At 66.8% G+C, this 26,182-nt stretch carries 23 protein-coding genes and 3 pseudogenes; 13 read left to right on the plus strand and 13 right to left on the minus strand.

Annotation, left to right across the window (positions count from 1 at the left end; translation table 11 throughout):
• Window positions 1-427: 427 nt before the first annotated feature.
• Entirely contained in the window at window positions 428-1,060 is a 633-nt protein-coding gene (locus tag OG223_RS00385) for an HD domain-containing protein (protein ID WP_329240650.1), read from the minus strand.
• A 71-nt stretch (window positions 1,061-1,131) separates the two neighbouring features.
• Between OG223_RS00385 and OG223_RS00390 the strand changes: the two genes are divergently transcribed.
• On the plus strand, window positions 1,132-2,103 hold the full coding sequence (locus OG223_RS00390) for a GlxA family transcriptional regulator (protein WP_329240653.1): 972 nt from the start codon (window positions 1,132-1,134) through the stop codon (window positions 2,101-2,103).
• A gap of 203 nt (window positions 2,104-2,306) precedes the next feature.
• Window positions 2,307-3,023: an alpha/beta hydrolase gene (locus OG223_RS00395; RefSeq protein WP_329240655.1), complete on the plus strand. Its 717-nt coding sequence runs from the start codon at window positions 2,307-2,309 to the stop codon at window positions 3,021-3,023.
• 178 nt (window positions 3,024-3,201) lie between these two features.
• Here OG223_RS00395 and OG223_RS00400 read toward each other — a convergent pair whose 3' ends face one another.
• On the minus strand, window positions 3,202-3,984 hold the full coding sequence (locus OG223_RS00400; RefSeq protein ID WP_329240658.1) for an IclR family transcriptional regulator: 783 nt from the start codon (window positions 3,982-3,984) through the stop codon (window positions 3,202-3,204).
• Between the two features lie 161 nt (window positions 3,985-4,145).
• On the opposite strand from OG223_RS00400, the gene OG223_RS00405 reads away from it, so the two are divergent.
• Both OG223_RS00405 and OG223_RS00410 read left to right on the plus strand, forming a co-directional pair.
• Entirely contained in the window at window positions 4,146-4,856 is a 711-nt protein-coding gene (locus tag OG223_RS00405) for a CoA transferase subunit A (protein ID WP_329240661.1), read from the plus strand.
• 33 nt (window positions 4,857-4,889) lie between these two features.
• On the plus strand, window positions 4,890-5,525 hold the full coding sequence (locus OG223_RS00410; protein WP_443073671.1) for a 3-oxoacid CoA-transferase subunit B: 636 nt from the start codon (window positions 4,890-4,892) through the stop codon (window positions 5,523-5,525).
• A 17-nt stretch (window positions 5,526-5,542) separates the two neighbouring features.
• On the opposite strand, the pseudogene OG223_RS53840 reads toward OG223_RS00410, so the two are convergent.
• From OG223_RS53840 to OG223_RS00420, 3 genes and pseudogenes are all read right to left on the minus strand, one after another.
• Window positions 5,543-5,635 (minus strand): annotated as a pseudogene (locus OG223_RS53840) (integrase); the annotation flags it as partial.
• Between the two features lie 523 nt (window positions 5,636-6,158).
• A complete protein-coding gene (locus tag OG223_RS00415) occupies window positions 6,159-6,602 on the minus strand; it encodes an ATP-binding protein (RefSeq protein ID WP_329240667.1) in 444 nt (147 codons plus the stop codon).
• A 273-nt stretch (window positions 6,603-6,875) separates the two neighbouring features.
• Window positions 6,876-7,910: a carbon-nitrogen hydrolase family protein gene (locus tag OG223_RS00420; RefSeq protein ID WP_329240670.1), complete on the minus strand. Its 1,035-nt coding sequence runs from the start codon at window positions 7,908-7,910 to the stop codon at window positions 6,876-6,878.
• A gap of 191 nt (window positions 7,911-8,101) precedes the next feature.
• Here OG223_RS00420 and OG223_RS00425 point away from each other — a divergent pair, with 191 nt between their 5' ends.
• Window positions 8,102-8,908, plus strand: coding sequence for an IS5 family transposase (locus OG223_RS00425; protein WP_329240672.1), 807 nt, complete (start codon window positions 8,102-8,104; stop codon window positions 8,906-8,908).
• 17 nt (window positions 8,909-8,925) lie between these two features.
• Here OG223_RS00425 and OG223_RS00430 read toward each other — a convergent pair whose 3' ends face one another.
• From OG223_RS00430 to OG223_RS00455, 6 genes and pseudogenes are all read right to left on the minus strand, one after another.
• On the minus strand, window positions 8,926-9,897 hold the full coding sequence (locus OG223_RS00430) for a helix-turn-helix domain-containing protein (RefSeq protein ID WP_329240675.1): 972 nt from the start codon (window positions 9,895-9,897) through the stop codon (window positions 8,926-8,928).
• Between the two features lie 358 nt (window positions 9,898-10,255).
• Entirely contained in the window at window positions 10,256-11,269 is a 1,014-nt protein-coding gene (locus OG223_RS00435; RefSeq protein WP_329240678.1) for an alpha/beta fold hydrolase, read from the minus strand.
• A 3-nt stretch (window positions 11,270-11,272) separates the two neighbouring features.
• Entirely contained in the window at window positions 11,273-12,661 is a 1,389-nt protein-coding gene (locus tag OG223_RS00440) for an amidase family protein (RefSeq protein ID WP_329240682.1), read from the minus strand.
• Window positions 12,662-13,490: 829 nt separating this feature from the next.
• Window positions 13,491-14,174, minus strand: a complete 684-nt coding sequence (locus OG223_RS00445; RefSeq protein ID WP_329240686.1) for a peroxiredoxin-like family protein — start codon at window positions 14,172-14,174, stop codon at window positions 13,491-13,493.
• 274 nt (window positions 14,175-14,448) lie between these two features.
• Window positions 14,449-14,893: pseudogene (locus tag OG223_RS00450) on the minus strand (IS481 family transposase); the annotation flags it as partial.
• 334 nt (window positions 14,894-15,227) lie between these two features.
• Complete coding sequence (locus tag OG223_RS00455) at window positions 15,228-15,920, minus strand: IclR family transcriptional regulator (protein ID WP_329240689.1); 693 nt, start codon at window positions 15,918-15,920, stop codon at window positions 15,228-15,230.
• 181 nt (window positions 15,921-16,101) lie between these two features.
• On the opposite strand from OG223_RS00455, the gene OG223_RS00460 reads away from it, so the two are divergent.
• The 6 genes from OG223_RS00460 to OG223_RS00485 all read left to right on the plus strand — a co-directional run bounded on the left by OG223_RS00460 (window position 16,102) and on the right by OG223_RS00485 (window position 22,907).
• Complete coding sequence (locus OG223_RS00460) at window positions 16,102-17,730, plus strand: FAD-dependent monooxygenase (RefSeq protein ID WP_329240691.1); 1,629 nt, start codon at window positions 16,102-16,104, stop codon at window positions 17,728-17,730.
• Window positions 17,730-18,209 (plus strand): OsmC family protein, encoded by a 480-nt coding sequence (locus tag OG223_RS00465; RefSeq protein ID WP_329240694.1) that lies wholly within the window; start codon window positions 17,730-17,732, stop codon window positions 18,207-18,209. Before OG223_RS00460 ends, OG223_RS00465 begins: the two co-directional genes overlap by 1 nt.
• A 21-nt stretch (window positions 18,210-18,230) precedes the next feature.
• Window positions 18,231-18,986, plus strand: a complete 756-nt coding sequence (locus OG223_RS00470) for an SDR family NAD(P)-dependent oxidoreductase (protein ID WP_329240697.1) — start codon at window positions 18,231-18,233, stop codon at window positions 18,984-18,986.
• 231 nt (window positions 18,987-19,217) lie between these two features.
• Window positions 19,218-19,859: a TetR/AcrR family transcriptional regulator gene (locus OG223_RS00475; protein ID WP_329240699.1), complete on the plus strand. Its 642-nt coding sequence runs from the start codon at window positions 19,218-19,220 to the stop codon at window positions 19,857-19,859.
• Window positions 19,860-20,343: 484 nt separating this feature from the next.
• Window positions 20,344-21,603: an alginate lyase family protein gene (locus OG223_RS00480; RefSeq protein WP_329240702.1), complete on the plus strand. Its 1,260-nt coding sequence runs from the start codon at window positions 20,344-20,346 to the stop codon at window positions 21,601-21,603.
• 143 nt (window positions 21,604-21,746) lie between these two features.
• Window positions 21,747-22,907 carry a glycoside hydrolase family 88 protein gene (locus tag OG223_RS00485; protein WP_329240705.1) on the plus strand — a complete coding sequence of 387 codons (1,161 nt, stop codon included), beginning with the start codon at window positions 21,747-21,749 and terminating at the stop codon, window positions 22,905-22,907.
• Between the two features lie 142 nt (window positions 22,908-23,049).
• Here OG223_RS00485 and OG223_RS00490 read toward each other — a convergent pair whose 3' ends face one another.
• Window positions 23,050-23,343, minus strand: a complete 294-nt coding sequence (locus tag OG223_RS00490; protein WP_329240708.1) for a hypothetical protein — start codon at window positions 23,341-23,343, stop codon at window positions 23,050-23,052.
• A 338-nt stretch (window positions 23,344-23,681) separates the two neighbouring features.
• Here OG223_RS00490 and OG223_RS00495 point away from each other — a divergent pair, with 338 nt between their 5' ends.
• Window positions 23,682-24,557 carry an ankyrin repeat domain-containing protein gene (locus tag OG223_RS00495; RefSeq protein WP_329240711.1) on the plus strand — a complete coding sequence of 292 codons (876 nt, stop codon included), beginning with the start codon at window positions 23,682-23,684 and terminating at the stop codon, window positions 24,555-24,557.
• Between the two features lie 105 nt (window positions 24,558-24,662).
• Here OG223_RS00495 and OG223_RS00500 read toward each other — a convergent pair whose 3' ends face one another.
• Window positions 24,663-25,328 (minus strand): peroxiredoxin-like family protein, encoded by a 666-nt coding sequence (locus tag OG223_RS00500; protein WP_329240714.1) that lies wholly within the window; start codon window positions 25,326-25,328, stop codon window positions 24,663-24,665.
• A gap of 332 nt (window positions 25,329-25,660) precedes the next feature.
• On the opposite strand from OG223_RS00500, the pseudogene OG223_RS00505 reads away from it, so the two are divergent.
• Window positions 25,661-26,138 (plus strand): annotated as a pseudogene (locus OG223_RS00505) (helix-turn-helix domain-containing protein); the annotation flags it as partial.
• Window positions 26,139-26,182 lie beyond the last annotated feature (44 nt).

The raw sequence follows: 26,182 nt of genomic DNA on the forward strand, positions 1-26,182 counted from the left end.
TCTCATCAGCGTCTCCAACGGCGCCTCCCGGGCCCGGTGGCACCACCCCCCAGGTCATCGGTTCGACAGGGGGGAACAGCCATGCCGGGCCCGGAGGCCAGCGGTCCCATTGCGGAACCGCGAAGAAGATAACGGGGGTGGACGCCGCCCGTCGCGACGCGAGCAACCCGGACATTCGCGGCGCATGCTCATGCCGAGGGAGGGGTCGAACCTCCGCCGGTAGTCCACAACTCCCGCTGGGCAAGACTCAGTTGGTGGTCGGCCCAGTGAAAGCGCACATCTGCGCCCGATGCCGTGGCGACTCCCGGGTGAACGCCGGTCGTGGCCGTTCGGTGGCCGCCGGATCGGGCAGCAGGGTTCGAAGTCGCCGTTGCTGAGCGCGGCGCGGAGTTTCAGTTCCACCGCAACCTGTGCCCGCCCGCTGTGCTCACTCTCCCCAGGGGGAGGATGCGGCGGCGAGTTCGAGGGTGGTGATGCCGTCGGCGCGGCGTTCGCGCAGCAGTTCGCCGCCGATCGAGTAGAGGGGTGCCGCCGCGGCGGACCGTGCGGCCCTTTCCGTAATGGCGTCAGTCAGCGACCGGATCATCGCCAGCCGCGGATACACGCTGTGGATCTCCTTCTCCCAATCGGCAACGATCTCCGCGTTGAGTCCGAAGTCGGCAGCGATGCCCTCATACGTCAGGTAGGCGAGCAGTCCACGCCGTTGGGCGATCCCAGGCGAGGCATGCAGGGCGATCGCCTCCCACACCCGGTCCACGTCCTGCGCGTCGACACCGTGCTCAGTCAGCAGCGCGGCAGCAAGATCCGCGCCCTCCACCTCGAACCGTGCGTCGCCCTGAGCGAGGTCGCCGACCCCCAGGTCGTGCAGGACAGTCGCCGCAAAGAGCAGATCACGGTCGTAGGCGGCATCGTCCAGGGCGCCTTCGTGTTCGGCGAGAAGCTGCGCGAAGAAGAAGCTGCGCACGCTGTGGTTCGCGATCGAGGCGCTCTCCGAGGACTGCACCGCGCGGAGCACAGCATCGGCCAGCGGCCCGGTCGGCAGATCGAGGGTGAATGTCATGCCTCGACGCTACGAAGCGGTCCCTCCCACTCGCCAGTGGCCCGAGGGTCACCCACCGCTAGGATCGGGCCATGCAGACGACCAGCCAACACCGTGTTGCAGTCCTGGCGCTTCCCGGCGTTCTCGCGCTCGACTTCGGGATCCCCGTTCAGGCATTCGGGACGGACCCGCACTACGACGTCACGGTGTGCACCGATCCGGCAGCCGGGCCCATCCGCAGCAGCGGCGGCTTCGAGCTGGCCGCGCGCACCGGCCTCGAAGCGCTGGACGACGTCGACACAGTGGTTGTTCCCGGCTATGAGATCCCGGACGCGGCGGTGCCCGGCAGCGTCCTGCGGGCATTGCGTGCCGTCCATGCCCGCGGTGGGCGGATCGTCTCGATCTGCACCGGTGCCTTCGCCCTGGCGGCCGCGGGGCTCCTCGACGGACGCCAAGCGACGACTCACTGGCAGGAAGCCGGCCGCCTGCAGCGCCTGTATCCGCGGATCTCCGTCGTGCCGAACCGGCTGTTCGTCGACGACTCGGACATCCTTACCTCCGCGGGCGTGACCGCGGGCATCGACCTTTGCCTGCACATCATCCGCCGCGACCACGGAGCCGCCGCAGCAAACACCCGCGCCCGGGCCCTGGTGGCGCCACCGCAACGAGTGGGCGGGCAGGCCCAGTTCATCGAACGTCTTCGTCCGGCCGCGAGCGGCACCGAGCTTGCCCCCGTCCGCGACTGGATACTGGCCAACCTCGCACACCACCACACCCTGGACACACTTGCGCAACACGCGCACATGTCCCGCCGCACATTCGCTCGGCGCTTCCGCGAGGAGACGGGCACCTCGCCACTGGCCTGGCTGACCAGCGCCCGCCTCGACTGGGCGCGAGAGCTGCTCGAAACAACAACCGTGGCCATCGAGCAGATCGGCCACCTCAGCGGCCTTGGCAGTCCCGCCGCACTCCGAGCCACCTTCCACCGATACCTCGGCACTTCACCCCAGCAGTACCGCACCCTTTTCCAGCACCAGACCGACACCTCGAACACAGCATCATGACCGCTGGGGTCCCGACGGCACCGAAGCCGTCCTCCGACTGCGCGCCGACCAGAGCAACGGCGACTTCGACACCCACTGGCGCTACCACGTCACCCGCGAACATCAACGCCTCTACCAACCAGCCGATTCAAGCGAATACGCCCTCAGCATCTGATTTACCGCTGTCCGACCGAATACAACCAACCGTTCACGAGGAGGACTCCATGACCGCCATCGTCCTGGTCCACGGCCTGTGGGCCGACGGCTCCTGCTGGAGTGAGACGATCACCGAACTGCTTGCCCTGGGCCACGATCCCGTCGCCGCCCAGCTGTCGCTCCAGTCCATGGAGGACGACATCGCGGCCGTGCGGCGGGTGCTGACCACCTTCGACACCGGTGAGCCCGTGCTGCTCACCGGCTGGTCGTACGGCGGTGCGGTGATCACCAACGCGGCCCGCGGCCAAGACAGTGTCGCGGCCCTCGCTTACGTCGCTGCCTTCGCCCCCGACGAGGGTGAATCGGTGAGCGACATCTCCCGCCGCCGCACCGGCAGCTTGCTTCCCGAGCACATCAGGACCACCGAGGACCAACACTCGTACATCGACCGTCGCGCGTACGGCAAGGTCATGGCCGCAGACGCCGCCGAGGAGCGCACCGCGCTCGCTGCCGCCGTACAGAAGCTCCCCCGCCTCGGCATCGACACCGCGCCCTCGGGCAGCCCCGCCTGGCGGACGTTGCCCACCCACTACCTGATCGCCACCGAGGACCGCGCGCTGCCCGCGGCGACCCAGCGTGAACTCGCCGCGCGCATGGGCGCCGAGACCGTCGAGTGGCCCACCGGCCACGGCCCGATGTACTCCCGTCCCAAGGACCTCGCTCTTTATCTGGACAGGATCGTGAAGAACTCCATGGGCGGCGGCAGCTCTCGTACTCGCTGGTGACTCCTCCCCCTCGTGGACGAGGGGGCTTCTCGTTACGCCGGGTTGGCGTCGCGACGGACCAGCCCGGCCCGTAGAACGTAGGGAGGCGCCACCTGGGTTGTTGACGCAGATCACCGTGCTCGCGGCCAGGCCAGTCGCATGGCCGGTATCAGGTCCCGCGGCGTGTGTCACGCAGCGGTCACCGCTGGGTGTCGACGCCACTGGTCAGCACCCGGCCGAGGGTATGCGCCTCGCGCAGCAGGAGCGCACCGAGTTCAGGTCTGCGTTCGGGGCGGAACCTGGTTTCCACGCCGGTCAGAGTGAGCGCCCACGCGGGCTGTCCGGCATGGTCGAATACGGCTGCCGCCATGCCCCAGCTGCCTTCCACGACGAGTCCGGGGTTCACGGCATAGCCGTCGGTCCGGGTCTGCCGGATGCGTTCACGCACCGCATCCGGAGCATGTGCCTGGCCCCACTGGCCGACCAGATCCCGGCCCGCGAGATGGGCGTCGATCTCTGCGTCGTCGAGGAACGACAGCACTGCCAGGCCCGCTGATACGACGCCCAGTGGGAAACGCGCGCCCTCGTACAACACGAAGGAACGGATGGGGAAATCCCCCTCCTCGCGTAGAAGGCACACTGTCTCATCGCCCCGCCGCGCCGAGAAGAACGCGCTCTCCCCCGTCAGGGTCGCAAGCCGGTGCACGCTCTCGCGCGCATGGCGAGTGATGTCGTAGCGAGTGCCGGCCACTCCGCCGAGCAGATACAGCTCGGGGCCGAGGAACCAGTGCCCACTGCGTCGATCGCGGTCGACGAACCCCTCCTCCGCGAGCGAGACGAGCAGCCGATGCACGGTCGGTCTGGGCAGGCTTGTCGCCTTCGCCAGGACGGCCGTGCCCGCACCGGCCTCGTTGACCGTCGACAGCGCGCGCAGAACTGCGCTGACCCTACCGACGAGGTGAGCTGCCGGGGTCGCGTCCATGCACCTCATCGTACGTTCACTGAGTGGACGCCATGCCCGCTCTCCGCTCACAGGTCAATCGCTTTGCTCGATAAATGCGCAGGTTCTTGCCCAGTAAGGGATCGAAGAGCTTGACTCTCCAGCGCTCGGAGAGTGAACGACCAAGGCGGAAGGTGGGCGAATTGTCCAAGCGACGCGCGAACGCGGAAGAGGCTTTGGCCGGCGTGCTGACCGACGGGATGACGATCGCCGTCGGCGGGTTCGGTCTCTGCGGCGTCCCTTACGACCTCATCGAGGTCGTAAGGGACAGCGGCGTCACGGCGCTGACGATCGTGTCCAACAACATGGGGGTCGACGGCAAGGGCCTCGGCCTGCTGCTCGAGAATCGTCAGGTGGTCAAGGTGATTGCCTCGTACGTGGGCGAGAACAAACTGTTCGCCCAGCAATACCTGGACAAGGCCCTCGACGTGGAGTTCTCCCCACAGGGCACGCTCGCCGAGCGCATGCGGGCGGGCGGGGCCGGGATCCCGGCCTTCTACACAAGGACCGGCGTGGGCACGCCCGTCGCCGAAGGCAAGCCGCACGCCGAGTTCGACGGGCACCTCCACGTTCAGGAGCGGGCGATCGTCGCTGACCTCGCGCTCGTGCACGCCCATACCGCCGACCAGGCCGGCAACCTGACGTACCGGGCGTCTGCACGTAACTTCAACCCCCTCGTGGCCACGTGCGGCCGGGTGACTGTTGCAGAGGCAGAGCAGCTGTCCGAGGAGTTCACCGACCCCGAATCGGTCGTCACCCCGGGCATCTACGTCAGGCATGTGGTGGCCGCGAGGGATCGGGGCAAGGAAATCGAGCAGCGCACGGTCCGCCTCCGCATGACCGTCGAAGCCTAGGAGGGAAGACTCGTGCCCCGGACACGTGACGACATGGCGGCGATCGCAGCTGCCGAACTTAACGACGGAGACTACGTCAACCTGGGGATCGGCATTCCGACTCTCGTGGCCAACCACATTCCCGACGGCATCCAAGTGACCTTGCAGAGCGAGAACGGCATCCTCGGCCTCGGCCCGTTCCCCTGGGAAGGCGAGGAGGACGCTGACGTGATCAACGCGGGCAAGCAGACCGTCACCGTCAACCTCGGTGCCAGCTATTTCGACTCCGCGACGTCCTTCGGCATGATCCGCGGCGGCCACATCGACATCGCCGTCCTGGGGGCCCTGCAGGTCAGCGCAAAGGGCGATCTGGCGAACTGGACAATCCCGGGTGCCCTCGTCAAAGGCATGGGCGGGGCCATGGACCTCGTGGTCGGCGCCCGCCGGATTGTCGTGCTCACGGACCACGTCGCCAAGGACGGAAGCCCGAAGATCGTCCAAGAGTGCACCCTGCCGCTGACCGGCACCGGTGTGGTCAGCCGCATCATCACAGATCTCGCCACCATCGATGTGAATCCGGACGGCCTGCGACTAGTAGATCTCGCTCCGGGCGTCACCGAGGAGGAGGTACGGGCGAAGACTGCTGCCCCGCTGCAGCTGTCCCAGGTTGCTGGTGCTCCGACCGCATAGGGTTCGACCGGGTTCGGTCACGCAGCCGGGGCGAAGGGGTGTCCGCCCCGGCGGATGCCCTTTTCGCTGCGGATACGGGCGCGCTCTCGGCGTTGTGGGGCAAGTACGTCGAACTACCGGACGACGTCTCGCGAACGTCCCAACCGGTGCCACCCCACGCAAGTCTCTACCGGTCATCGAGGTCCGACGGAACGCTAACCAAGACCGGTGACACGGACACGGCTACACGGCCTGTTCCTGCGGCGCATCCGTCGAGTTGCTCGATCCGCCACGAGCCCCTGAGGCGCTGGGCTGGCATCCGCACCATCTGCCGCCAACCCTGCCCAGCAAAGCACTCACACCTGACCCTGGACAATCGCTCGCTCAAAGCACCAGCGGGCCGCCCATTCTATATGAGACGAACAAACGCGTTAAACTTGCAGACAATATAGCCGGGTTTATTAATTCTGACGTTCAATAGCGAACCGAGGCGTCTTGGTCAGTCTTATCACCGGCGTGGCCTTTCCCGGAACGGAAATCCACACCTGAGAGGCGTGCCGCCCTTCAACCCTCCTGCTCACGTGATCGCATCAGCACCCCACGTGCGCCATGGCTACCATCCACTGCCTGCGTAGGCGTGTTCCTGAGCACTGGTCACCAGCAGTGCACTACGGCCTGGACTATCCAGCCCTGGGCTGTCCGTTGCACGGCCATGCACTCAGAAAGCAGGCGAACAAGCTCGCAGCCTCGGCCGTAGTCATCGGCATCGATGCCGTCGCGTACGCGGGACGCTGGCGCCCCGGAGTCGGCAACCGTGATGCGCAGCGTCCGGCCGTCGAGGCAGAGCAGCAGCGTCATGTCAGCGCGCCCGTGAAGGGCGGCATTGGCGGCGAGTTCGCCGATGATCAGGAGGGCGGAATCTTCGTCATCCGGAAGCACTCCCCAGTAGTTGAGCAGCACGGCGGCCCAGCGACGGGCTACGGGTACGCAGGCCGCAGTGGCGGGCAGGGCAAGCAGCGCCTGCTGGCCCGGGCTGGCGTATGCGACTTCGGTGGGGGTGGGTCTGGGTGATGCGACAGGCGCTTCGGCGAGGTACATGACGATCCCCCTCGGGGGGTGCGAGGGATGTGAGGAACACTTGTTTTGGTAGCGGCGGCAGTATGGAATGGCATGGTCAAAGCGATGTCCAAAGCGCGGCCCTCCGGCATATCCATACGACGGACAATGATCCAAACTGACTTTCTTTTCCCGGCAGTCGTCATCTGGTGTTAGGTTCCCTGCCTCCCGGAAGCGGATGAGCCTCCGAGCGGCGAGATGGGCGAGCGCGACCCCCCATGCCAAGGCCGTGAAAGCCGCGCTCACCACACGAGATCAGGCCAGGCTTGAAAGCTGAACCTCAGCGGCGGTGCCGTCTGCCGACTCGTCCAGGTCGACGAAGTACGGTCCGCCGCCAGCCTCGCCGGGCCGGACCACGGCCGGCCTGGGCCGATTGTCGTGCAGCAGTCGCGTGGCGTCCGACCTGGCGTAGTGGCCGGTGGGGTCTGCGGCGTTCTTGGCCAGGTCGATCACAGACAAGTCGATGTCGGCAACGACCAACCCCTCGGTGTACTCGTCGAGGTTTTGGCCCAGAGGCGATCCGTCGGGGCCGTAGATGCGGGAGTTGCCGGCGCCAGTGGTGAGCAGAGCACGCTGTTCGTCGTTGGTCGCGAACGTCTCGATGGCCCGTTCGCCGATTATCTGGCTCGGGGCGATGACGAAGCATCCGCCTTCCAGGGCGTAGCTCTGCGTTGCGGCGAGGTTGGCCTCGGCGCTGAAGGCATAGGCGATGCCCTTGTACAGGCCGAAGGCGGGCCAGGCTGCGATGTGGACCTGCTCGTGCTGGGCGTACATGGCGTACCTGTTCAGCGGCTGGAGGTGTTCCCAGCAGTTCAACGCGCCGAGCCGACCGAGCGGGGTGTCGATGACCTTGAGGTGGCTGCCGTCGCTTTCACCGAAGAGGCTGCGTTCGACATGGGTGGGCTTGAGCTTGCGGCGGTGCAGCGGGACACCGCCGTCGGGGCCGATGATGGTCTGCGCTATGTAGAGGCTGCCGTGGTCCTTCTCGCTGTAGCCGAGAGCGACGGTCACACCTGTGCGGCGGGCCGCCTCACGGATCGCTGTGAGGTGACGGCTGTCCAGGGTGAGGGAGTTTGCGTGGTACTGGGCGACGTACGGCACCTGCCCAGCCACCGCGCCCAGCCACAGGAACAGTGGGTAGCCCGGGATCCATGCCTCGGGAAAGGCGAGGAGAGCCACGTCCTGCGCCGCTGCATCCTCGATGAGTCCGATGGTCTTCTCAACTGTGGCGCCGGCGTCGAGCCATACGGGCTCGGCCTGCACGGCTGCGACACGGTAAACGGACGACATGGCGGCCTCCGGGCGAGTGGGTGTTATTGAGGTGGCCAAAACCGTAGGCGTGCGCGAACCAGTCGATGCGGCGTTGTGCGCGCGAGTTTGCGGCGTTTTCGGCGGTCAGTGAGCCTCTTTCATCCTGTGCTGGCGGGTGAAATGGGCTGGTCAGTGGCTGTGGTGACGAGGCAGGGCCCCTCGTCGTTGGCGTGGTGATTCCACTCAGCACACCGGCGACCGAAGGGGCCCTGTTGGTTCCGTATCCTGCCACCCTCGACGTCCCGCATGAGCTCGTTGAGCACGTCGCCTGGCTGCTGTACGAGCACCGCCGCGCACGTAACACCCGCTGGCGGAAGCTCCGCTGCTTCGACCAGGCACTGCTCACACTGGTCCACCTGCGCAAAAACGAGACGTTCGCCCAGCTCGGCGCCGGGTTCGCCATATCGCAGGCCACCGCCTGGCGCTACGTGGACGAGGCCCTGGAGGTGCTGGCTTCCTGGGCCCCAGGCCTCCATGAAGCCCTCACCGGCCTCGGTGAGGGCGACCACGTCATCGTTGACGGCACGCTGATCCCCACCGACCGCGTCCGCGCCGATCAGCCGTACTACTCGCAGAAACACAAGAAGCACGGCATGAACGTGCAGGTCATCGCCCGCCCTGACGGCACACCGCTGTGGTTCTCCCGCGCGACACCCGGCCGCACACATGACCTGACCTCGGCCCGCGCCCACGGCATCGTCCAGGCCTGCCTGACCCGGCAGATCCTCGTGCTGGCGGACCGCGCCTACCAGGGCGCCGGCGCCACCTTCCGCACCCCCTACTACCACCACAACGAACAGCCCGAGCACTACCAGCAGTTCAACCGCGACCACGCCCGGCTCCGAGCCCCCGGCGAACGCGCCTTCGCCCTACTCAAGTCCTGGCACATCATGCGCAGAGCACGCTCCTCCACCCGCCGCATCAGCCGCACCGTCCAAGCCATCCACACACTCATGACCTGCGACTATTCAGGATGAAAGAGGCTCAGTTGCGGTCACCGGCGACGGGCTGGACCGCGCTGCTCAGGCTCGTAGCCGTGCGCCGCACGAAAGGCGATTGGCGGCAGGCCATACGCCCGTACGAAGGCGCGAGTGAACGTGGTGCGATCGCCGAAGCCGCAGCGGGTCGCGACGGTGGAGACCGTAAGCGCGGAGTACCGGGGGTCGGCCAGCAGGCGGTGCGCGGCACGCAGTCGCTCTGCGCGGATGAACGCGGCCGGAGAGGAACCCTCAGCGGCGAACAACTCGTTGGTGTAGCGCACGGACACACCATGGAACCGGGCCAGCTCCGTCAGTGTCAGACGAGGGTCGGACAGGTGATCGCGTACATACGTCTGCATCGATGCCAACAAGGCGGCCCGCCCTGGGAATCCGCGCGGGCCGGCGTCATCGCCGACAGCCGCACGCAGGACGATGGCCAGAAGGTCGACGGTCGTGACCCCCAGCTCAGCCCGAGGAGTACTGGCGAGGTTCTCGCAGGTCTCGGCGAGTTCGCGCACATAGGCAGCCAGGGCCCGGACGCCAGGGCCGCCGGGGGGCAGCGCCCGCCCGCACACCTCCGCTACGCGGCCTACCCGGTCACACAAATGCTGCCGGGGAATTTGCAGCACCAGCTGACGATGGCTGGTTGGGAAAAGCAGCTGGTAGGGCCGCGCGGAGTCGTACAGCACCCCGCCCCCGCGCGCCAGCACCGCCTCATGGTCGTCCTGCACCAGGGCGCCTTCACCGTCGAGATGAAGGGAGAACAGAAAGTCGTCTCGCGGCTGGGTGCGCACCAGCCTGGAGGTCCGGGTGGCGACGGAGTAGCCCTGCACCTTGACCGCGGAGAGCGTCACGGCGGGCCCCAGCGCGTTGGAGTGCACCGAACCCTTGAAGGCGCCCGCCATGGTGCCCAGCGACAGCGGAACGAAGCTCTCCGAAATCACCTGGGCCCACTCGTCCATGCCGCGGGCAACGAGAATTCCCATGGAGCCAGTGTGCGCCGTGGGAGTTTCGTGCGTAAAGCAATCCGTTGGCTGGAAAGACTCTCGACTACTGCCAGCCGATTAATGCCTCACAGACGGTGGCTCCCAGGATACATGCAGCAACCACGGCAGTGGGAGTGTGCTGGCTGCGGGTGTCGGACAGCGAGATGTCCACCTGCGCCACGAGTCGTCAACGTGCAGAGGAACTGCCGTGCGGCCGGCTTCAGGGACTCCAGATCGACGAGCGTCTCGCCGATCACGCTCTCCCACCCGGCCGGATCGGCATCCACCGTCTCGATCCGCCCTGTCCCTCGGGCGATCTGGTTTCGGACACTGCCGTGCAGCGGGGCAGAGATCTCGGTCATTGTTCCAGCAGCTCGCGGGTCAGCCGGTCGACGACTGCGCTGTCGACCGGGTTCACCCCTGCCCCGGCCGCGTGCCCCCATACACCGGGCAGCACTTCGAAGCGTGCACCGGGGATGCACGAGGCTTCGTACTCGAGGTCCTCGGCGCAGAAGTACAGGTCTCGTTCGGCTGCCAAGATCAGGGTGGGCGCGGTGATGGTGCCCAGTGCGGCTGCGAGGTCGCCGTCGAAGCGCGGGCCGGACGCGACATCGCCCCGCTTCCAGGTCTCGATCATCGACAGCACGTCGTTGGCGTCTCTGTCCCGTACAAATATCTCCTCCCAGAAGCCGACGACGAACTCCTCACAGGATCTGAATCCGAGTGTGTGATACGCCTGCTCCCGGTAGAAGGCCTGGCTGAAGGCCCAGCCAGCGTAGACGCGCCCGGCGGCGCGCAGGCCGCGTACCGGTTGCTCCCGGTAGTGGCCGTCGGCGAAGTCGGAGTCAGCGGTGATCGCGGCGGCGACGCCGTCGAGGAAGACACGGTTGTGTTCGGTGGTACGTGCAGTTCCGCAGGAGGCCATGACGCGGCCGACCGATTCCGGATACTCCACGCCCCAATGCAGTGCCTGGGCGGCGCCCATCGACCAGCCGACCGCGGCGTGAAGACGCTCGATCCCCAGGGTCCGGACGAGGTCGTACTGAGCCTGTACCTGGTCTCGGTAGGTCACCACAGGGAAGTTTGCACCGCTGTGCTCGGTGGCCGCGCGCGACGGTGAGGTCGATATGCCGTTGCCGATGAGGTTCGGGACGACCACGAAGTAGCGGTTAGGGTCCAGCGCTTTCCCGGGCCCGATCGCCCAGGTGTTGTCCGAGTCCCGGCCGAGGAACCAGGTCGGATACAGCACGGCGTTGCTGCGTTCGGCGTTCAGCCTTCCGTAGGTCCGGTAGCGGATCTCGACGTCGCGCAGGGTTTCGCCGCTCTCAAGCGGGAGCTCGTCGATGCGGTGAGTCATGATGATCTCTGCCATGGGTCATCTCTCCCCGGTCAGGACGGGCATTTCGGCACCGGCCAGGGCCGATTCGGTCACGGCCGCGATTTCGAGTAGCCGATCGTCAGCGCCTCGCAGCCCTTCAAGCGTGAGTCCGACTGGTAGTCCCCCGCGGTCGCAGCCAGCGGGCAGGCTGATCGACGGGTTCCCGGCGAACGCCCCGGCTTCGGTGTGCCGGGTCAGCGTGGGGAAGGTCTCCACAGTCCGGTTACGGTGCGTCATGACGGCGCCTCCCCCCAGTAGTGGAGGGCGGGAGGGGATGGTCGGATAGAGCAGAGCGTCCAGTTGCGTCGAGGAGGCCACTCTCCCGTAGTCGGCCTGCACGGCGTCGCGCGCGTCCCGGGCCCGGCGGTAGCGGTCCCGCCCGATGGGGTCGGCCAGCATATGTGCGAGTAGTGCCTTTACGTCGCCCGACCGTGCGCCGGATGCGAGCGTCGCCAGGTCCAGGCCGTTGTAGGGCGGTCGCAGTTCGCTCAGATACGCCTCGACAGTTCGGGGGGCCTCGAAGGCGACCACCGCGAAGCCGTGCTCGAACGCGCGCGCGTCAAGGGAGGCCGTCGACACTTCGTGCAGCTCGACGAGCCCGCTCCCCTCCAGGCGGCTGAAGGCGTCGTCGACGACGACGGCCACGTCGTCGTCAAGATCGCTCAGACGGTTATGTGGAACGCCCAGCCGCAGGGGGCGGCGGTGTCGGCGGGTCTGGCTCGGACGCCGACCGGTCACCGCTGCGTCAACTGCGATCACATCGGCAACCGATGTGGCCATCACGCCGATGCTGTCCCGTGTCCAGGAAATCGACAGGAGCCCATCGACGGGGTACCGGCCACGGGTCGGCCGGTACCCGACAACGCTGCAGCACGCAGCGGGGATCGTCATCGACCCGCCTGTGTCGGTGCCGAGGGAGAACGCCGCAGCACCGACTGCGACAGCGACCGCGCTCCCTCCGCTCGACCCGCCGGCCGATCTCCCGGCGTCATACGGGTTCCGTACGTCGGCGAACGCCCCGTTCTCCGACGTGACTCCCAGGGCGAGCTCGTGCAGATTGGTCTTGCCGACCACCCAGGCACCCTCGTCAAGCAGGCTCTGAACGACCCCGGCGTCCGCGCGGGGCAGCGATCCATCCAGTACAGCCGACCCACCCGTTGTCGCCAGCGAAGAAGTGTTGATGTTGTCCTTCACTGCGAAGGGCATGCCCTTCATTCCCCGGGCCCGCCGCGGAGGCGGCGGGGAACCGGGCTCCGCCACGCTCAGGAACGCTCCGAGGTCCGCGGCACTCTCCAGCGCCGTGTCCCTGGCGCGCTCCCGAGCGGTATGCGGGTCAGCGGCGATCAGCTCGCGCCAGCCCTCAAGCCCCAGCACTCGACGATCCACGATGCCCTCCGGATGTGTCGACGGTCAGGCGCTGAACGCCTCGTCGGGCTCAGCATGTTGGGTAACGGCAGGCCGGACCGTCTGGCCTCGGCTGGGCGGCATTGCAGTCGGCTGCGGCCACCGCCATTGGAGGTGGTCTAGATGCTCCGGCACGTGAGCCTCCGAGCGGCGAGATGGGCGAGCGCGGCCCCTATGCCAAGGCCGTGAAAGTGGAACCTCAGCGGCGGCGCCGTCTGCTGACTCGTCCAAGTCGACGAAGCAGGGTCCGCCACCAGCCTCGCCGGGCCGGACCACGGCCGGCCTGGGCCGGTCGTCGTGCAGCAGTCGCGTGGCGTCCGACCCGGCGTAGTGGCCGGTGGGGTCTGCGGCGTTCTTGGCCAGGTCGACCAGAGACAAGTCGATGCCAGCGACGACCAACCCCTCGGCGTACTCGTCGAGGATTTCGCCCCCTCCGGGCATGGCCAACGGAACTGGTCCCCGGATCCTGCACGTGTAGCTCATGCCTGGGCCAAGAGGCGCGACAACCTGGGTATCTGTCCGGGACGCGCATCCGCTGCCGGTGACTGCCCCCGTGAACAGGGTCAGACCATCGTGCAAGTCTCTCTGGCGAACAGGCCGTTCACCCATAGAAGCGCAATGGCCTTGTCCTGGCCTGACGTGACTGCTTCATTCACTGCGAACACCCAGCAGAACCCGCATGCCGCCCAGAGACCCCTTCTGCATGCCTTCGCACCAGCCAACTCGCCCCATCCAACACGACCGTTCGAAACAGACCGATCAGGTCGGCGAATGGAGGACAGCCTAGTTGTCGGCCCTGTACCGAAGGGATCTAGCGAGCTTTGGCTGACTGAATCTTTCGAACAGCCTCAAGCGCCTCTGACGGTTCCATCCGTGTGCGGTAGGCCATGGAAACATGCCGCGCCCGGATGACTCCCTGCTGATCGAGCACGAACGTGGCGGGCACAGGCAGGCTGTAATGGCCCTCGGGCTGCTGCTTGGCAAGAGCGGCCAGAGTGCCGTCGAGCATGTGCTCGGTCACATGCGGTGGCAAGTCAAAGCGGATCTTGTAGGCAGCAAGGACACCCTGTTCCACATCACTGAGCACGTCGTACTCCAAGTCATGTTTCTCAGTCATGCTCATTGCGTCGTCGGGCTGCTGTGGACTAATCGCGATCAAGGATGCGCCGGCCTTCTGGAACTGCGGGAGGGCCTGTTGGTAGGCGCGAAGTTCGAGATTGCAGTACGGGCACCAAGAACCCCGGTAGAAGACAAGCACCACTGGCCCTTGCGACAGCCGGTCCGCCAGGCGCACCTGGTCGCCTTTGGCGTCAGAAAGGGTGAAATCCGGCGCGGTCTCGCCGATCTTGAGACCAGGAACGAGCCCCCGCTTGTCGATCTCGTCGAACGCATCGTTGATGGCGGACTTGGCGCTTTCCGGTCGGTTGACCGCCGCCGCGAAGTCGTCCAGCTCCTTCGTGAGTGATGCCAACTCGTCGTCGCGCGGGTCGCTCATTACTTCTCCTCACCGATAAACGATGACCATAACCGATAACCGAAGATGCCACGGCGTGTCGGTCATGTCAAGCCTGATGAGGCACCCGCCCACGCCCTCGAACAGCCACCGCGTGCCTGGCACACCGGCACCCTGAGGGGCGAGGTTGGTGCCGCATCCGAGTGGGCTCTCCTGGCTCTTGCGCACACGCGCCGGCCGAGACGTTCAGCCAGGCTCCAAGCGCCCGAGGCGACGGCGCGGCGGTACGCGAAAGGGACGATCGAGGTCCTGGTGTCATGGCGGTGTGCAGGTAGCGCATCCGCTGCCGATGCAGCGGTCCTGGTGGGCTCGGCCGGCTGCGCGGCCGAGAGTTTTGTGGCCGCGGCCGTCGGGGATGCGGCCCAGCTTCTTGACGTCTATGCGGACCAGTTCACCGGGCCGGGAGCGTTCGCAGCGGCGTGCAGGTTCGCCGGCGGCCCTGTTCAGCGTGGCCAGGGCAGGCAGGCCGTGGCGGCGCAGAATGTGGTGGGCGAGCCGCAGGCGTACAACCTGTTTCTCGACAGCGGCCGGGGTGCGGCGGGGCTGGCATCTCAGGCGGCTGACGCGGTCGCGTATCCCCGCTGGACCGTAGCGTCGGAAGCGTCCGGCCAGCGTAAGGCGGTGGCGTGGCTGACCTGGAAGCGTTCCGCAGCTCGCCGCAGACGTCAGCCGTCGTCGACGACACATCGGGCCAGGTGCAGCTAGTTAGGCAGACGCCAGCCCGGTCGTATCCGCTTTGCAGCGGCGCTGGCCTCGGTAGGCATGAGCGCGTCGGTGATTGTTTTGACCATCGCGCGCAACAGATCGGGGCCCGCCGCGGCAAGGTTTCCCACGGCTAGGGCGTGCAGGGGAAGCCGTCTGGCCCGGTCGTCGTGCTGGTCTCCTCGGCGCCTTCGACATCTCAGAGATCAACCGGATGCCGCTCTCGCATCCGGCCGCTCGTCCTGACACCAGGGCAAAGGCCCGCATCGGGTAAGAGTCCGAACACCACTTCTCAAGACGCACCTGGCCGGCTGCCTGCACCCCGGGGCGTCACTATCCGTTGGCCACCGAGAGCGCCTGGGCCAGTTTGACTACCTCGACCGCGAGTTCTGGCACCTCGACGCCTCTGGATGCGGGAATCACCAGGCCGACACTGGCCGTTGCTTCGCCACCGACGTAGACAGGCGCAGACAACCCGGTGTAGCCGGGTACGACTTCTCCCGTGGTGGCGGCGTAGCCGCGTTCCCGGGCCTGGGCGACCTCTGGTCGCTCGCCGAGCATCGATGGGCGGCCGGCAAGGATCGCGATCCCGTGGGCCGCCAGGTCGAGTGGGCCTCGGGCGCCTACGCGCATCCCGACGCGGAAGTTCGCCGAGGGCGGTTCGATGGAGAGCACGGTCACCACCTCATCGCCGTCCGCGACGTGGAGTACCGAGGTGGCGACGACTCGCTCCGTTGCATCGCGGAGCATGGGCGTCGCAACCGAAACCAGATCGCGCGCGACCATCCGGGCCAGGCTGAACAGCCCTGTCCCGATGACGTAGCGCCCATCCGCGAGCCGGGTGGCGAACTTGCGGTTGGCCAATGTGGCCAGCAGTCGCGCGGCGATCGAGCGATGCACACCGATTTGCTGCGCCACTTCGGTGGCCGTGAACCCATTCACCGACGAGCCCAAGAACTCGAGGACCTGCAGGCCGCGGTCGAGAGTCTGTGCGATCTCGGTCGGCACCTTTGCGTCCTGAGCCACGGTCGCCTCCTCTGGTTTCCCCTATTCGACGCCGCCGCGTGAGCGGACGACAGTCCTGTTTTACCAGCAGCTTCCTTCCAGCCCGGTATGTGGGGTGCCACGTCCGACGGGTTGACAACCAGCCACCAGCGAGCGCTAATGCTCAATATACGATCGAGGCAACCGATTATCGGAGATCATAATGGCTCTCGACAAGGCTGTCGCGCTTCCGGTCATCATCATCGGCGGGGGCCCCATCGGGATTGCGACTTCACTCCTACTGTCACGCGCGGGCGTGCGCTGCGTCGTCGTGGAGCGGAGGGAAACGCCGAGCTGCGGACAGTCACGTGCTGTCACTATCCAGCGCGACATCATCGCTCTCTACGACCGGATGGGGATCGCCGAGGAGATCCTCGAACGCGGAAGCAGCTGGTCCCTCGGCCGGACCTACTACGGCGACGAGGAGATCCTCCGGCTCACTTTCGACAGGGACGCCTCCAGCGTCTATCCGCCCTTCATCAACTTCGCCCAGTACCGGGTCGAGGAACTGCTGCACGATGCCGTCGCGCGGCAGGAGGGCGTTCGCATCCTCCACGGGGCGTCCGCCGAAGTCGTCCACGACGGAGCGGGCGCCGATCACGCCGTGGTCCGCGTTGTCGACGGCTCGGGACACACACGCGTGCTCAACGCGTCGTACGTCGTTGCGGCGGACGGCGTGGGCAGCCCGACGCGCAAGACGCTCGGGATCGACTTCCACGGCTGGCGGACGAACGGCCGTTTCCTCGTCGCGGACTTTCGAGCACAGCTTCCTTTCCCCACGGAACGGCGGCTGTGGTTCTCCCCACCGTTCTATCCAGAGGGCATCGTGCTGATGCACAGCCTCGGCGAGGACGTCTGGCGGCTGGACTGGCAGATTCCGCCAGAGCTCGACGTCGAGAAAGAACTCACCTCTGGCGGCGTGACCAGGCGTATTCGAGCTGTCCTTGATCACGCGCAGGTCGACGAGGTCGAGATCGAGATCCTTCGTTGCAACGGCTGGACCTTCCAGCAGCGGCAGGCCTCCAGGTTTCGACAGGGCAGGGTCTTCCTCGTCGGTGACGCCGCACATGTCGTGTCGCCGTTCGGCGCCCGAGGGATGAACTCCGGCATGGAGGACGCCGAGAACCTCGCCTGGAAGCTGGCCGGGGTACTGGCCGGCACTGCGCCGGACAGGCTCCTCGACACGTATGCCACGGAACGCGAGTCCGCCGCCGCTCACCATGTGCTCGTCACGGGCCAGTCCATGAACTTCATGACGCCCTCGACTCCGGAAGAGCTGGCCGAACGAAACAAAACCCTCGCTCAGGCGGCCAATGATCCGGCGAAAGCGCACCTGGTCGACTCCGGCAAGCTCTACGAACCGCATGCCTACACGCAGTCGCCGCTGACGACTCCGTCCGAGTGTCTCCCCACGGCTCGGCTGCCACGCCCGGGTTCCATGATCCCGGACTTCCGGCTGATCCATGACGGTGTCCCCACGACGGTCCGCAAGATCGCCGCCGGCCGCTTCACCGTGATCCGGACAGAGGCCGCCTCCCCCGGCACGCTGAGGTGTTACTCGGTTGACGAGTCAGGGGTGGTCCAGCTGTTCACGCTCCAGGTCGAGGGAAGCAGCACACCGCATCCGTTGCACCACCCGAGCGACGCCGCCTATCTGGTCCGCCCCGATTGCTACCTGGCCGCTGTGCGGGAAATCGAGGCCGGGTCGTCCGACGAATCCTGGATGGACCGCATCCGTGCCGCCTGGCAGCAGGCCCTGGCGCGCGAGCCCGAGATGGAAGCGAGGACCTGATGACACAGACGGCGGAAGAGCAAATCGTTCAACGTCCCACATTCACCGTTCGGCCCAGTCCCGGGCGAACGAAGCTGGTGACGATGCCGGTCGACGGCGAAGTCCCCATGGGCATGCGTGACGAGATCGCCGAGCACTACAAGATTCCCGACAGCGAGCTGACTCCGCATGCGACGACGCTCGACTATCTGATCGGGGCGGCCGCCGGCTGCCTGACCGGGACCTTCTCAGGGATGCTGCTCGCGTTGGGCCAGGACACTCACAACGGCAGGCTGGAGGCACGAGCCGAGGGAGTCATCGTCAAGGAACGCGGGGTGCTCCGCATCCGCAGCATTCACGTGACGTACCGACTCCGGCGCGACAGCAATATCGAGGTCGAGAAAGTCGAACGCGCCCATGAGCGCCACCACCGGCACTGTCCTGTCGCGTCGAGCATCGGCTCGGCGATCGAAATCACCAGTGAACTCGTCTTCACCTAAGGCACCACACGGGGAGCACGCATGAACTCGATTGCTACGGAACATCCTGTGGCCATCGTGACCGGAGCGGGCTCCGGCATCGGACGTGCCACAGCCATCGCCCTCGCTGATCAGGGCGTGCGGATCCTTGGCGTCGGGCGTCGAGCCGAAGCGCTGCAACGGACCACGGAACTGGCCCGCGGCGTCGAACCGTTCGCCGCGGATCTGCGAGACCGCGAGGCTCCGGGTGCGGTTGTGCGGAAGGCTGTGGACCTATGGGGGCGCGTGGACATTGTGGTCAACAACGCGGGCGGTACGATCCGCGCCGGCCTCGACACCGTACTCGCCGAACAGGTAGACGAACTCTTTGCGATTCATGTCGTCGCTCCGACACTCCTTACCCAGGCGGCATTGCCGTGGCTGCGCGAGACACGCGGCTGCGTCGTCAATGTCTCCAGCACGTTCGGTCACCGCCCCAGCCCAGGCTCGGCACATTACGGCGCCGCGAAGAGTGCACTTGAGCACCTGACGAGGACGTGGGCGCTGGAGCTGGCGCCACACGGAATCCGAGTGAACGCCGTAGCCCCCGGCCCCACGGAGAGCGAAGTCTTGACAGCCTCAGGTCTGTCACACGACGAGGCGGAAACTGTCAAAGCTCAGCAACGGACAAACATTCCGTTGGGACGCCGGGGAGAGGCCCAAGAAATCGCCGGCTGGATCGTGCAGTTGACATCACCAGGTTCGAGTTGGGTCACCGGCCAGGTGATCACCATCGACGGCGGACTCGAACTGCGGTGACAACGCAATTGAGGTGCCACGCTCGTGAGACCGGCAGACTGGGGCACGGCATGAGGCACCGGACGTACCGGTCATGCCGACTGCGGACACTCGCCACGGAAGCGTCGTCGTGAGGGGTGACCCCTTCGCGCCAGATGAACTGCCCGACCGCCGGAAATCGAGACACCGCGGACGATCGGGCGTCTCGTCAGGAGTTTGTAATGCTTGCTCCAAAATGCTTACCCTCGTGACGTGCACACTGATGAGGTCGGTACCGCTGTCCCGCGCCTAACGCGCAAGGGTCAGGCAACGCGCGACCGGATCGCGGCTGCTGCGGCGGTCCTGATGTTCGAGCGCGGCGTAGCCGGCACCAGCATCGAGGACGTACAGGAAGCCGCGGAGGTGAACCCTTCGCAGATCTACCACTACTTCAAGGACAAGAAGTCCCTGGTAAAGGCAGTCATCGCCGTCCATACAGCGCAGGTGCTCGGCAGATTCGGGGCCGCCCGGCCTCGGTACAGCCGCCTCGACAGCATGGAGGCGCTGCGGGCCTGGCGGGATTTCGCTGTCGACCTGGAGCGCTCGCTGGACTACGTCGGAGGCTGTCCCATCGGGACTCTCGGCAGTCAGCTGGCTGAAACGGACCCTGATGCCCGCAAGGAGGTCGCGGCCGGGTTCGCGCTGTGGGAAAAGTCCGTCGTGGATGGCCTGCGGGCCATGCAGGATCGTGGTGAACTGCGTGCCGACGCCGACCCGGAGCGACTGGGGCTGGCGCTGCTGACCACGCTTCAGGGCGGCCTGCTGCTCACCCAAATCCGTCGCGACACCGCGGCGCTTGAGGCGGGGCTGGACACGATGCTGGACCACGTCGAGTCCTTCCTCGTGCCTGCCTGATCACGCTCAGGCCGCCCGCCCGCGCGGTGCCAGTACCAGGGCCGTTGGCGAGCGCAGCCGCAGCGTCGATCGTGCCGTCGGCCTGGTGTACGTACTGCGCCTGGTGGCCCTTCCATGCTGATCGCCCCGCCGTCGACGAGCGCCTGCATGATGTTGAAGATCAGGTTGTCACCGATGGTGTTGCCGGCGTTGACGCAGGTCGAGTTCTGGGGGCGGTCGGCGTTGTCGGCATGGCCCTCGATAACGCCCGCGGCGCACGTAGTGCCCTGGCGTCCCGGACTACGTGGTGCGCGTAGTGCCCTGGCGTCCTGGACTACGCGGGACGCGTGATGGTGCAGCCGCGGGCTCCCCGCAATGTTGGTCTAGACCTTGACGCCCTCGTCCCCGCGCGACTACCTTCCGGCATCGACGGTTCACCATCGCATTCAGTGTTCACGTATAGGAATTCCGTAGCGGCAGTCGCCTCATGGAAGGCCATCCCCCCATGCGCCTAACAGCCCTCTCCCGGTTCGCCTGCCTGTCCGCCGTGCTCGGCGCTGTGGCGGCCGCAGCCGTCATAGCTCCCGCCTCGGCTTCCCCGGCACCCACGCCGGAAGCCGCCACGCGGGCCACAACCGTTCAGCCCGGCACCGTTAAAGCCGCAGCCGTTGCCGCATCGCCCGCGGCGTTCGTGCACCCGGGCGTGAACCTTGACTCCGCCCAGCTCGACTTCGTACGGGCCAAGGTCCAGGCGGGGGCCCAGCCGTGGAAGACCGCGTACGACAGCATGATGGCCAGCTCCTACGCCTCGCTGTCACGCAGCCCCAAACCCCGGGCGACCGTGGAGTGCGGCCCCTCCTCGAATCCCAACAACGGCTGTACCGACGAACGCGAGGACGCGATAGCCGCGTACACCGACGCGCTGGCCTGGTACATCAACCGCGACGACCGCTACGCACAGAAGGCGATCCAGCTCATGGACGCCTGGTCCGCGACCATCCATAACCACACCAACGACAACGCCCCACTGCAGACCGGCTGGACGGGCTCCTCCTGGCCCAAGGCAGCCGAAATCATCAAGACCGTGCGCGGTAACTGGCCCAACGCCGGCCGCTTCGCGACGATGCTGCGCACCGTCTACCTCCCGCTGGTCGTCAACGGCTCCAACCGCACCGGCAACTGGGACCTGACGATGCTGGAGGCGGCCGTCAGCATTTCTGTCTTCCTCGACGACCACACCAGTTACGACACCGCGATCGGCCACTACCTGCAGCGCGTCCCCGCCTTCGTGTACCTCTCCTCGGACGGCGCGCTGCCCAAGACCGTGCCCAGCCAGCACCTCACCACTCGCGACCAGATCGTCAGCTTCTGGTTCGGCGCAAGCACCTTCACCACCGGCATCACCCAGGAAACCTGCCGCGACCTCACCCACACCGGCTACGGCATCTCCTCGATCTCCCACGTCCTGGAGACCGCCCGCATCCAGGGGCAGGACCTCTATCCGCAGGTCGGTGAACGGCTACGGCAGGCACTGGGCTTCCAGTCGAAGTACGAACTCGGCGCGGCCATCCCGTCCACCGTGTGCGGCGGCACTCTCAAACTCGGACTCGGCCCCATCACCGAGGTCGGCTTCAACACACTGAACACCCTCCACGGCGTCGCGATGGCCAACACCCAGACTCTCACCGAGCGAAACCGCCCGGCCGGCACGAACAACCTCTTCGTGGCCTGGGAAACCCTCACCAATGTCCGCAACCCCAACTGAGTTCGCCCTGCACGGCCGATGGCGATCCGCCGCGCCGATTCCCGTAAGGGGGCTCCTGCACAGCAGCAGCCAACCCTCCCCCCAACTCCGGGAAATCCGCCCCTCCTCAAACATGAAAGGCCCTGGCCTCCATGGACAAGGACATGGACCGACGACGCTTCCTGACCACCACGGGCGGCAGCGCGCTCGCCGCGGTGGGGCTGTCCGCCCTGACCGGCATCGCAGGGCCGCGCGCAATGGCCACCCCCGCCACCGTGCCCTCGTCCACTCTGCCCTCGCGCGCCGCGATCATCACCGTGCTGCGCCGAGTCGCCGACCACTGGATCGCCGCCCACGCCAACCCGGGCAACAACCAGTGGGCCAACGCGACTTTCTTCTCCGGCCTGCTGTCCCTGTACTCCCTGACCAAAGACGCCCGCTACCTTGCCTACGCCCGGTCCTGGGCCGAGCAGAACAACTACGCCCTCAACGGGGGCTCCAGCACCCGGATCGCCGACAACCAAAACGCCGGACAGGCGTATCTCGACCTCTACGCGCTGGAACCCGACCCGCACAAGATCAGCGCGATCGAGACCTCGCTGCACCGCATGACCTACACCGACCAAGTCGACAAGAACGACGACTGGTGGTGGGCCGACGCCCTCCACATGGCGATGCCGCCCTTCGCGCGCCTCGGCACCCTGCGCGGTGACGCCCGCTACCACCAGAAGCTGTACAGCTTGTACCAGCACACCAAGCACGCCGAGGGAGGCCCCGGCCTGCTGAACCCGGCGACCGGCCTGTGGTACCGCGACAAGAATTTCCTGCCCGGCCACATCGTCTCGCCCTCGGGCAAGCCCGTCGTCTGGTCGCGGGGCAACGGCTGGGTGGCCGCCGCCCACGTCAAGACCCTCAAGGCCCTGCCGCCCGCCCAGTCCAACACCGCCGAATACCGCGACACCCTCACACGCCTGGTGACCGCCCTCCCCCCGGTCCAGCGTCCCGACGGTTTCTGGAACGTCAACCTTGCCGACCCCACCCACTTCCCCGGCCCCGAGAGCAGCGGCACGTCCTTCTTCGCCTATGCCGTCGCCTACGCCGTCGCCACCGCCCTCGTCGACCGGGCCACCTACCTGCCAGCCGCCGCCCGTGCCTGGAACGGCCTGGTCACCACCGCCGTCCACCCAGACGGCGTCCTCGGCTACGTCCAAGGCGTCGGCGACCGCCCCGACTCCAGCCAACCCGTCACCTACGACACCACCGCGGACTTCGCCGTCGGTGCTTTCCTCCACGCGGGAGTGGAGCTGGCGACCCTCGCCTCCTGAACACGCGGACGCAGGGCACGCGCACTCGCCGCAGACCGGCTGCAGCCCCCTCCACGTTGAGCAGGTCGAGGACCGCACCGGGGCGTTGCCGGGGATCTCTCAGGCCGGCCCTTGACCCTGGGTACCCACTCCAACGCCAAGGTCAGTAACTCGCGCCTGTCAGAGCCAGTTCGGGGTAGGCGAACTCCAGGTCCTTCACCGGAATCGTCCGTTGGGTACCGGAGTGCGAGAAGGCCTCGGTCGTCTGCGCCTTCTTGAGGGTCTGCCAGTGCTCTTCGAAGATCAGGCGGTTGCGCAGGTCATTGTCGCTTGCGTCGGAGACGGTTCCACCAACTCCGTACGCCTGGCCCATGATCTCAGCCAACGCTTCTGGAAGCCGCGCGCGATGCCGACGCAGGTGCGGCCGCGGGTTGCGGAAGGGCAGCATGTTGGCCATCGGGTCGACCCGGAGTCAACGATCTGGGTCAACTCGCCCAAGTGGCCGGGGGCGTGCACACCCCCGGCCGCCTCGACCGTGCGCGTGATGACGGACTTCTCCTGCAACGGGACTCCCGATGATCTTCTTCCTCGACGCAAGCTGATCTATCAGGACGTCCCATTGCGTCACGCACCAGCGCTTGACCTGTGACTCAAGACTCAAACGCAACGGTTGAAGCGCCGTTGGAGTCGCCCCTGCCCGGGCGCCATCTTCGAGATCACACCACGTCACCGCCGACGGCTACACCACGCAAACAGGTGAGGTCGCCGGAAGGCTATACCGGCCATACTCGGCATGTGAACGAGGGCGAACTGCATGAGGCGGCCAGTTTCGGGATGCCGATGAACGTGTTCGAAGAACTGATCCGAGCTGCGGTCGACATCGACGCATTGTGGTACGGGCGTACGCCGTTGTTCGAGGCGGTGATGTACCGCGAGCGCGAGATGGCCCTGAGGTTGGTCTCTGCCGGCGCGGACCCGTGGCGGCCGCAGATGAACGGCTGGTCGCCCGGCCGACTCAATCTGGCGGGTCCGGAACCCGACCTGTTCGGGCCAGCCCCGTCGACGGTGGGCCTCAGTGAGCAGGAACAGGCAACCGTATTGCGCGCCGGTCGCCTCATCGACGTCCTGGCCGATGTGGCCCTCGACGGGATGAGCATCGCTTGTGTCGCCGGCATCAGCTGCGCCGAGGCGGCCCACCGACTCCAAGGCCAACCCGTGAGGATCGACAACTTCGACGAATGGCTGATGGACCCGTGGGAGGCGGGCATGACCGAGGACGAAGTCACGGACACCGTGGGCGTCACCGACGTTCCGGGCGGCTGTGTGGTCACGCAATGGGCCGGATACACCGCCTCCGCCCCGGGTGTGATGGCGCTGCTCACCGCCGGCACCGCGGGATACGGTATGTACGCCAACCCGAAGAGCGGTAATCAAGGCAGCAGATTCCGCGACGGCGTCGAGTTGGACTGGGACCTCCGCCCGGGAGGCGGTCAGGCCGCATCCGATGATCCAAGCGATGAGATCCTGCGATCCTGCCTTTACCTGCACAACGCGATCGCGTACTGCTGCGACGTGGCCGGCTTGGCGCCGGATGATCCGCGCGCTTTCACCGGCCCGCCCGATGTGGTGCTGCGTCTGCCCGCCCTGGAGCTTTGGCCTGGGCATTCCTGACTCTTGGTGAGACTGCCGGGCCTGCATTGGCGAGGCAAAGTAGACGGATGGCTGCGTCCGCTCCTGAGAAGAAGGAGGGATGCCCGGTCCCCGCGTGTACGGGTGTCAGGCGAGCAGCGACGCGACGGCGTCGAGGATCGACTGCGGCTCGGTGCGGGAGGTGTAGTTGGGGTGGACGTCGATCCAGCGGATCGTGCCGGCGGCGTCGACCAGGACGGTCGTGGGCATCGGAAGGTTGGGAGTGCCGTCGCCGTTGCCGTCGGCCACATCGAGGCCGAGTGCGGCCTGGGACTCACGGGCGCCGTCGGTGGGGTGGGTGAGGATGCCGAGCGGGGTGGCGAGCTGGTTGCCCGGGTCGGACAGCACCGGGAAGGTCAGTTCATTCGTCTCCCTGACGGACAGTGAGCCGTCCGGCTTCTGAGGGCTGACCGCGATGAGTACAACGCCGCGCGTGTTCAGGGCCGGGACCACCTGCTCCTGGTAAGCGCGCAGGGCGATGTTGCAGTAGGGGCACCATGCGCCGCGGTAGAAGACGACGACGGCCGGCTTGCCATCACGGGCCTTGGCCAGGCTGGTCGGAGCACCGTGCGCGTCGAGCAGATCGCCGTCGGGCATGACCGCCCCGGGCTGGGCTACTCCGGAGGGGATGCCGGCCCGGTCGAGACCGGCCTGCTCCTCGTCAAAACGACCCAGAACCACGGCGGGCGCCTGGGAGGCCAGGTGCTCCTTGAACGTCACGACCTGCTCGGCGATCGTCTGGGTGCTGTTCACAAGGGGACCTTTCGTATCAGCGGAGTGAGGGGGTGTGCGGGCCCGGCGCGAAGCAAAGGAACCCGATAATGAAGTATTCACTCCATTCTGGGATCCTGTCACGGCATTTATGGAGCGTCAACTCCAATTTGTGAGGACCTGCCCGCCCTGGCGGCTGAGCTGGCGCAGCTCAGGAGGCGATGCAGCCGCCGTCGGCCGGGAGCACTGCTCCGTGACTGAGCTTCTTCGAGCTGGCCACCGGTCAGGTGACGGTCCACGAAGCGCAACGAGCGAGGCCCCCGGGCTGTTGGTCGAGATGTCTGACGTCTCAACCATGCTGTTCGGGGGCCTCGTTGGTCATCCGTCCTGCCGTACTCGACCTGCCCCATGCGCTCATGGAGTGGGTCGCCATGCTCGTCGTCACCCGTCCGTCCGTCTCAGCGCGCGGTGGTGACGCTGATGTACCTGTGCGAACACGCCATCCTAACGAAGATCGCTGCCGGGTTCGGGATCAGCGAGTCCACCGCCCACGCCTACACCAGCGCGGTCATCACCTGCTCGCCGAACGTGCGCCGGGTCTGCTGAAGGTCCTGTGCGAGGCCGACGCGGACTTCGTCCTGCTGAGCGGCATGCTCGCCCAGTGCCACCGGGTCAGCGACGGAGGGGCCGACTACTCCCCCGCGCCACCAGCAGCCTGACACTTCAGCGCTCCTGATGATCACAGCTTGAGGAACAGAGGGGCGTCAAGCACCGTCGACACGGGTGAACGTGCAGATGGTCACCGATCCGGGCGGCCGGCTGCTGCGGCTCTCACCCGCCCTGCCCGGCCGAGCGCCGATCGCCAAAGCCGTTCTCACCGTGGAGGGGCAACGCTG

The organism is Streptomyces sp. NBC_01478 (assembly GCF_036227225.1).
Taxonomy (GTDB): Bacteria; Actinomycetota; Actinomycetes; order Streptomycetales; family Streptomycetaceae; genus Streptomyces.

Excerpts from the sequence above, each read along its gene's own strand:
- OG223_RS00480 (WP_329240702.1), top strand. The coding sequence starts at position 20,344 with ATGCGCCTAACAGCCCTCTCCCGGTTCGCCTGCCTGTCCGCCGTGCTC.
- OG223_RS00410 (WP_443073671.1), top strand. The coding sequence starts at position 4,890 with ATGGCGGCGATCGCAGCTGCCGAACTTAACGACGGAGACTACGTCAAC.
- OG223_RS00490 (WP_329240708.1), bottom strand. The coding sequence starts at position 23,343 with ATGGCCAACATGCTGCCCTTCCGCAACCCGCGGCCGCACCTGCGTCGG.
- OG223_RS00445 (WP_329240686.1), bottom strand. The coding sequence starts at position 14,174 with ATGAGCGACCCGCGCGACGACGAGTTGGCATCACTCACGAAGGAGCTG.
- OG223_RS00485 (WP_329240705.1), top strand. The coding sequence starts at position 21,747 with ATGGACCGACGACGCTTCCTGACCACCACGGGCGGCAGCGCGCTCGCC.
- OG223_RS00415 (WP_329240667.1), bottom strand. The coding sequence starts at position 6,602 with ATGTACCTCGCCGAAGCGCCTGTCGCATCACCCAGACCCACCCCCACC.
- OG223_RS00465 (WP_329240694.1), top strand. The coding sequence starts at position 17,730 with ATGACACAGACGGCGGAAGAGCAAATCGTTCAACGTCCCACATTCACC.
- OG223_RS00385 (WP_329240650.1), bottom strand. The coding sequence starts at position 1,060 with ATGACATTCACCCTCGATCTGCCGACCGGGCCGCTGGCCGATGCTGTG.
- OG223_RS00420 (WP_329240670.1), bottom strand. The coding sequence starts at position 7,910 with ATGTCGTCCGTTTACCGTGTCGCAGCCGTGCAGGCCGAGCCCGTATGG.
- OG223_RS00395 (WP_329240655.1), top strand. The coding sequence starts at position 2,307 with ATGACCGCCATCGTCCTGGTCCACGGCCTGTGGGCCGACGGCTCCTGC.
- OG223_RS00435 (WP_329240678.1), bottom strand. The coding sequence starts at position 11,269 with ATGGCAGAGATCATCATGACTCACCGCATCGACGAGCTCCCGCTTGAG.
- OG223_RS00430 (WP_329240675.1), bottom strand. The coding sequence starts at position 9,897 with ATGGGAATTCTCGTTGCCCGCGGCATGGACGAGTGGGCCCAGGTGATT.
- OG223_RS00470 (WP_329240697.1), top strand. The coding sequence starts at position 18,231 with ATGAACTCGATTGCTACGGAACATCCTGTGGCCATCGTGACCGGAGCG.
- OG223_RS00460 (WP_329240691.1), top strand. The coding sequence starts at position 16,102 with ATGGCTCTCGACAAGGCTGTCGCGCTTCCGGTCATCATCATCGGCGGG.
- OG223_RS00390 (WP_329240653.1), top strand. The coding sequence starts at position 1,132 with ATGCAGACGACCAGCCAACACCGTGTTGCAGTCCTGGCGCTTCCCGGC.
- OG223_RS00400 (WP_329240658.1), bottom strand. The coding sequence starts at position 3,984 with ATGGACGCGACCCCGGCAGCTCACCTCGTCGGTAGGGTCAGCGCAGTT.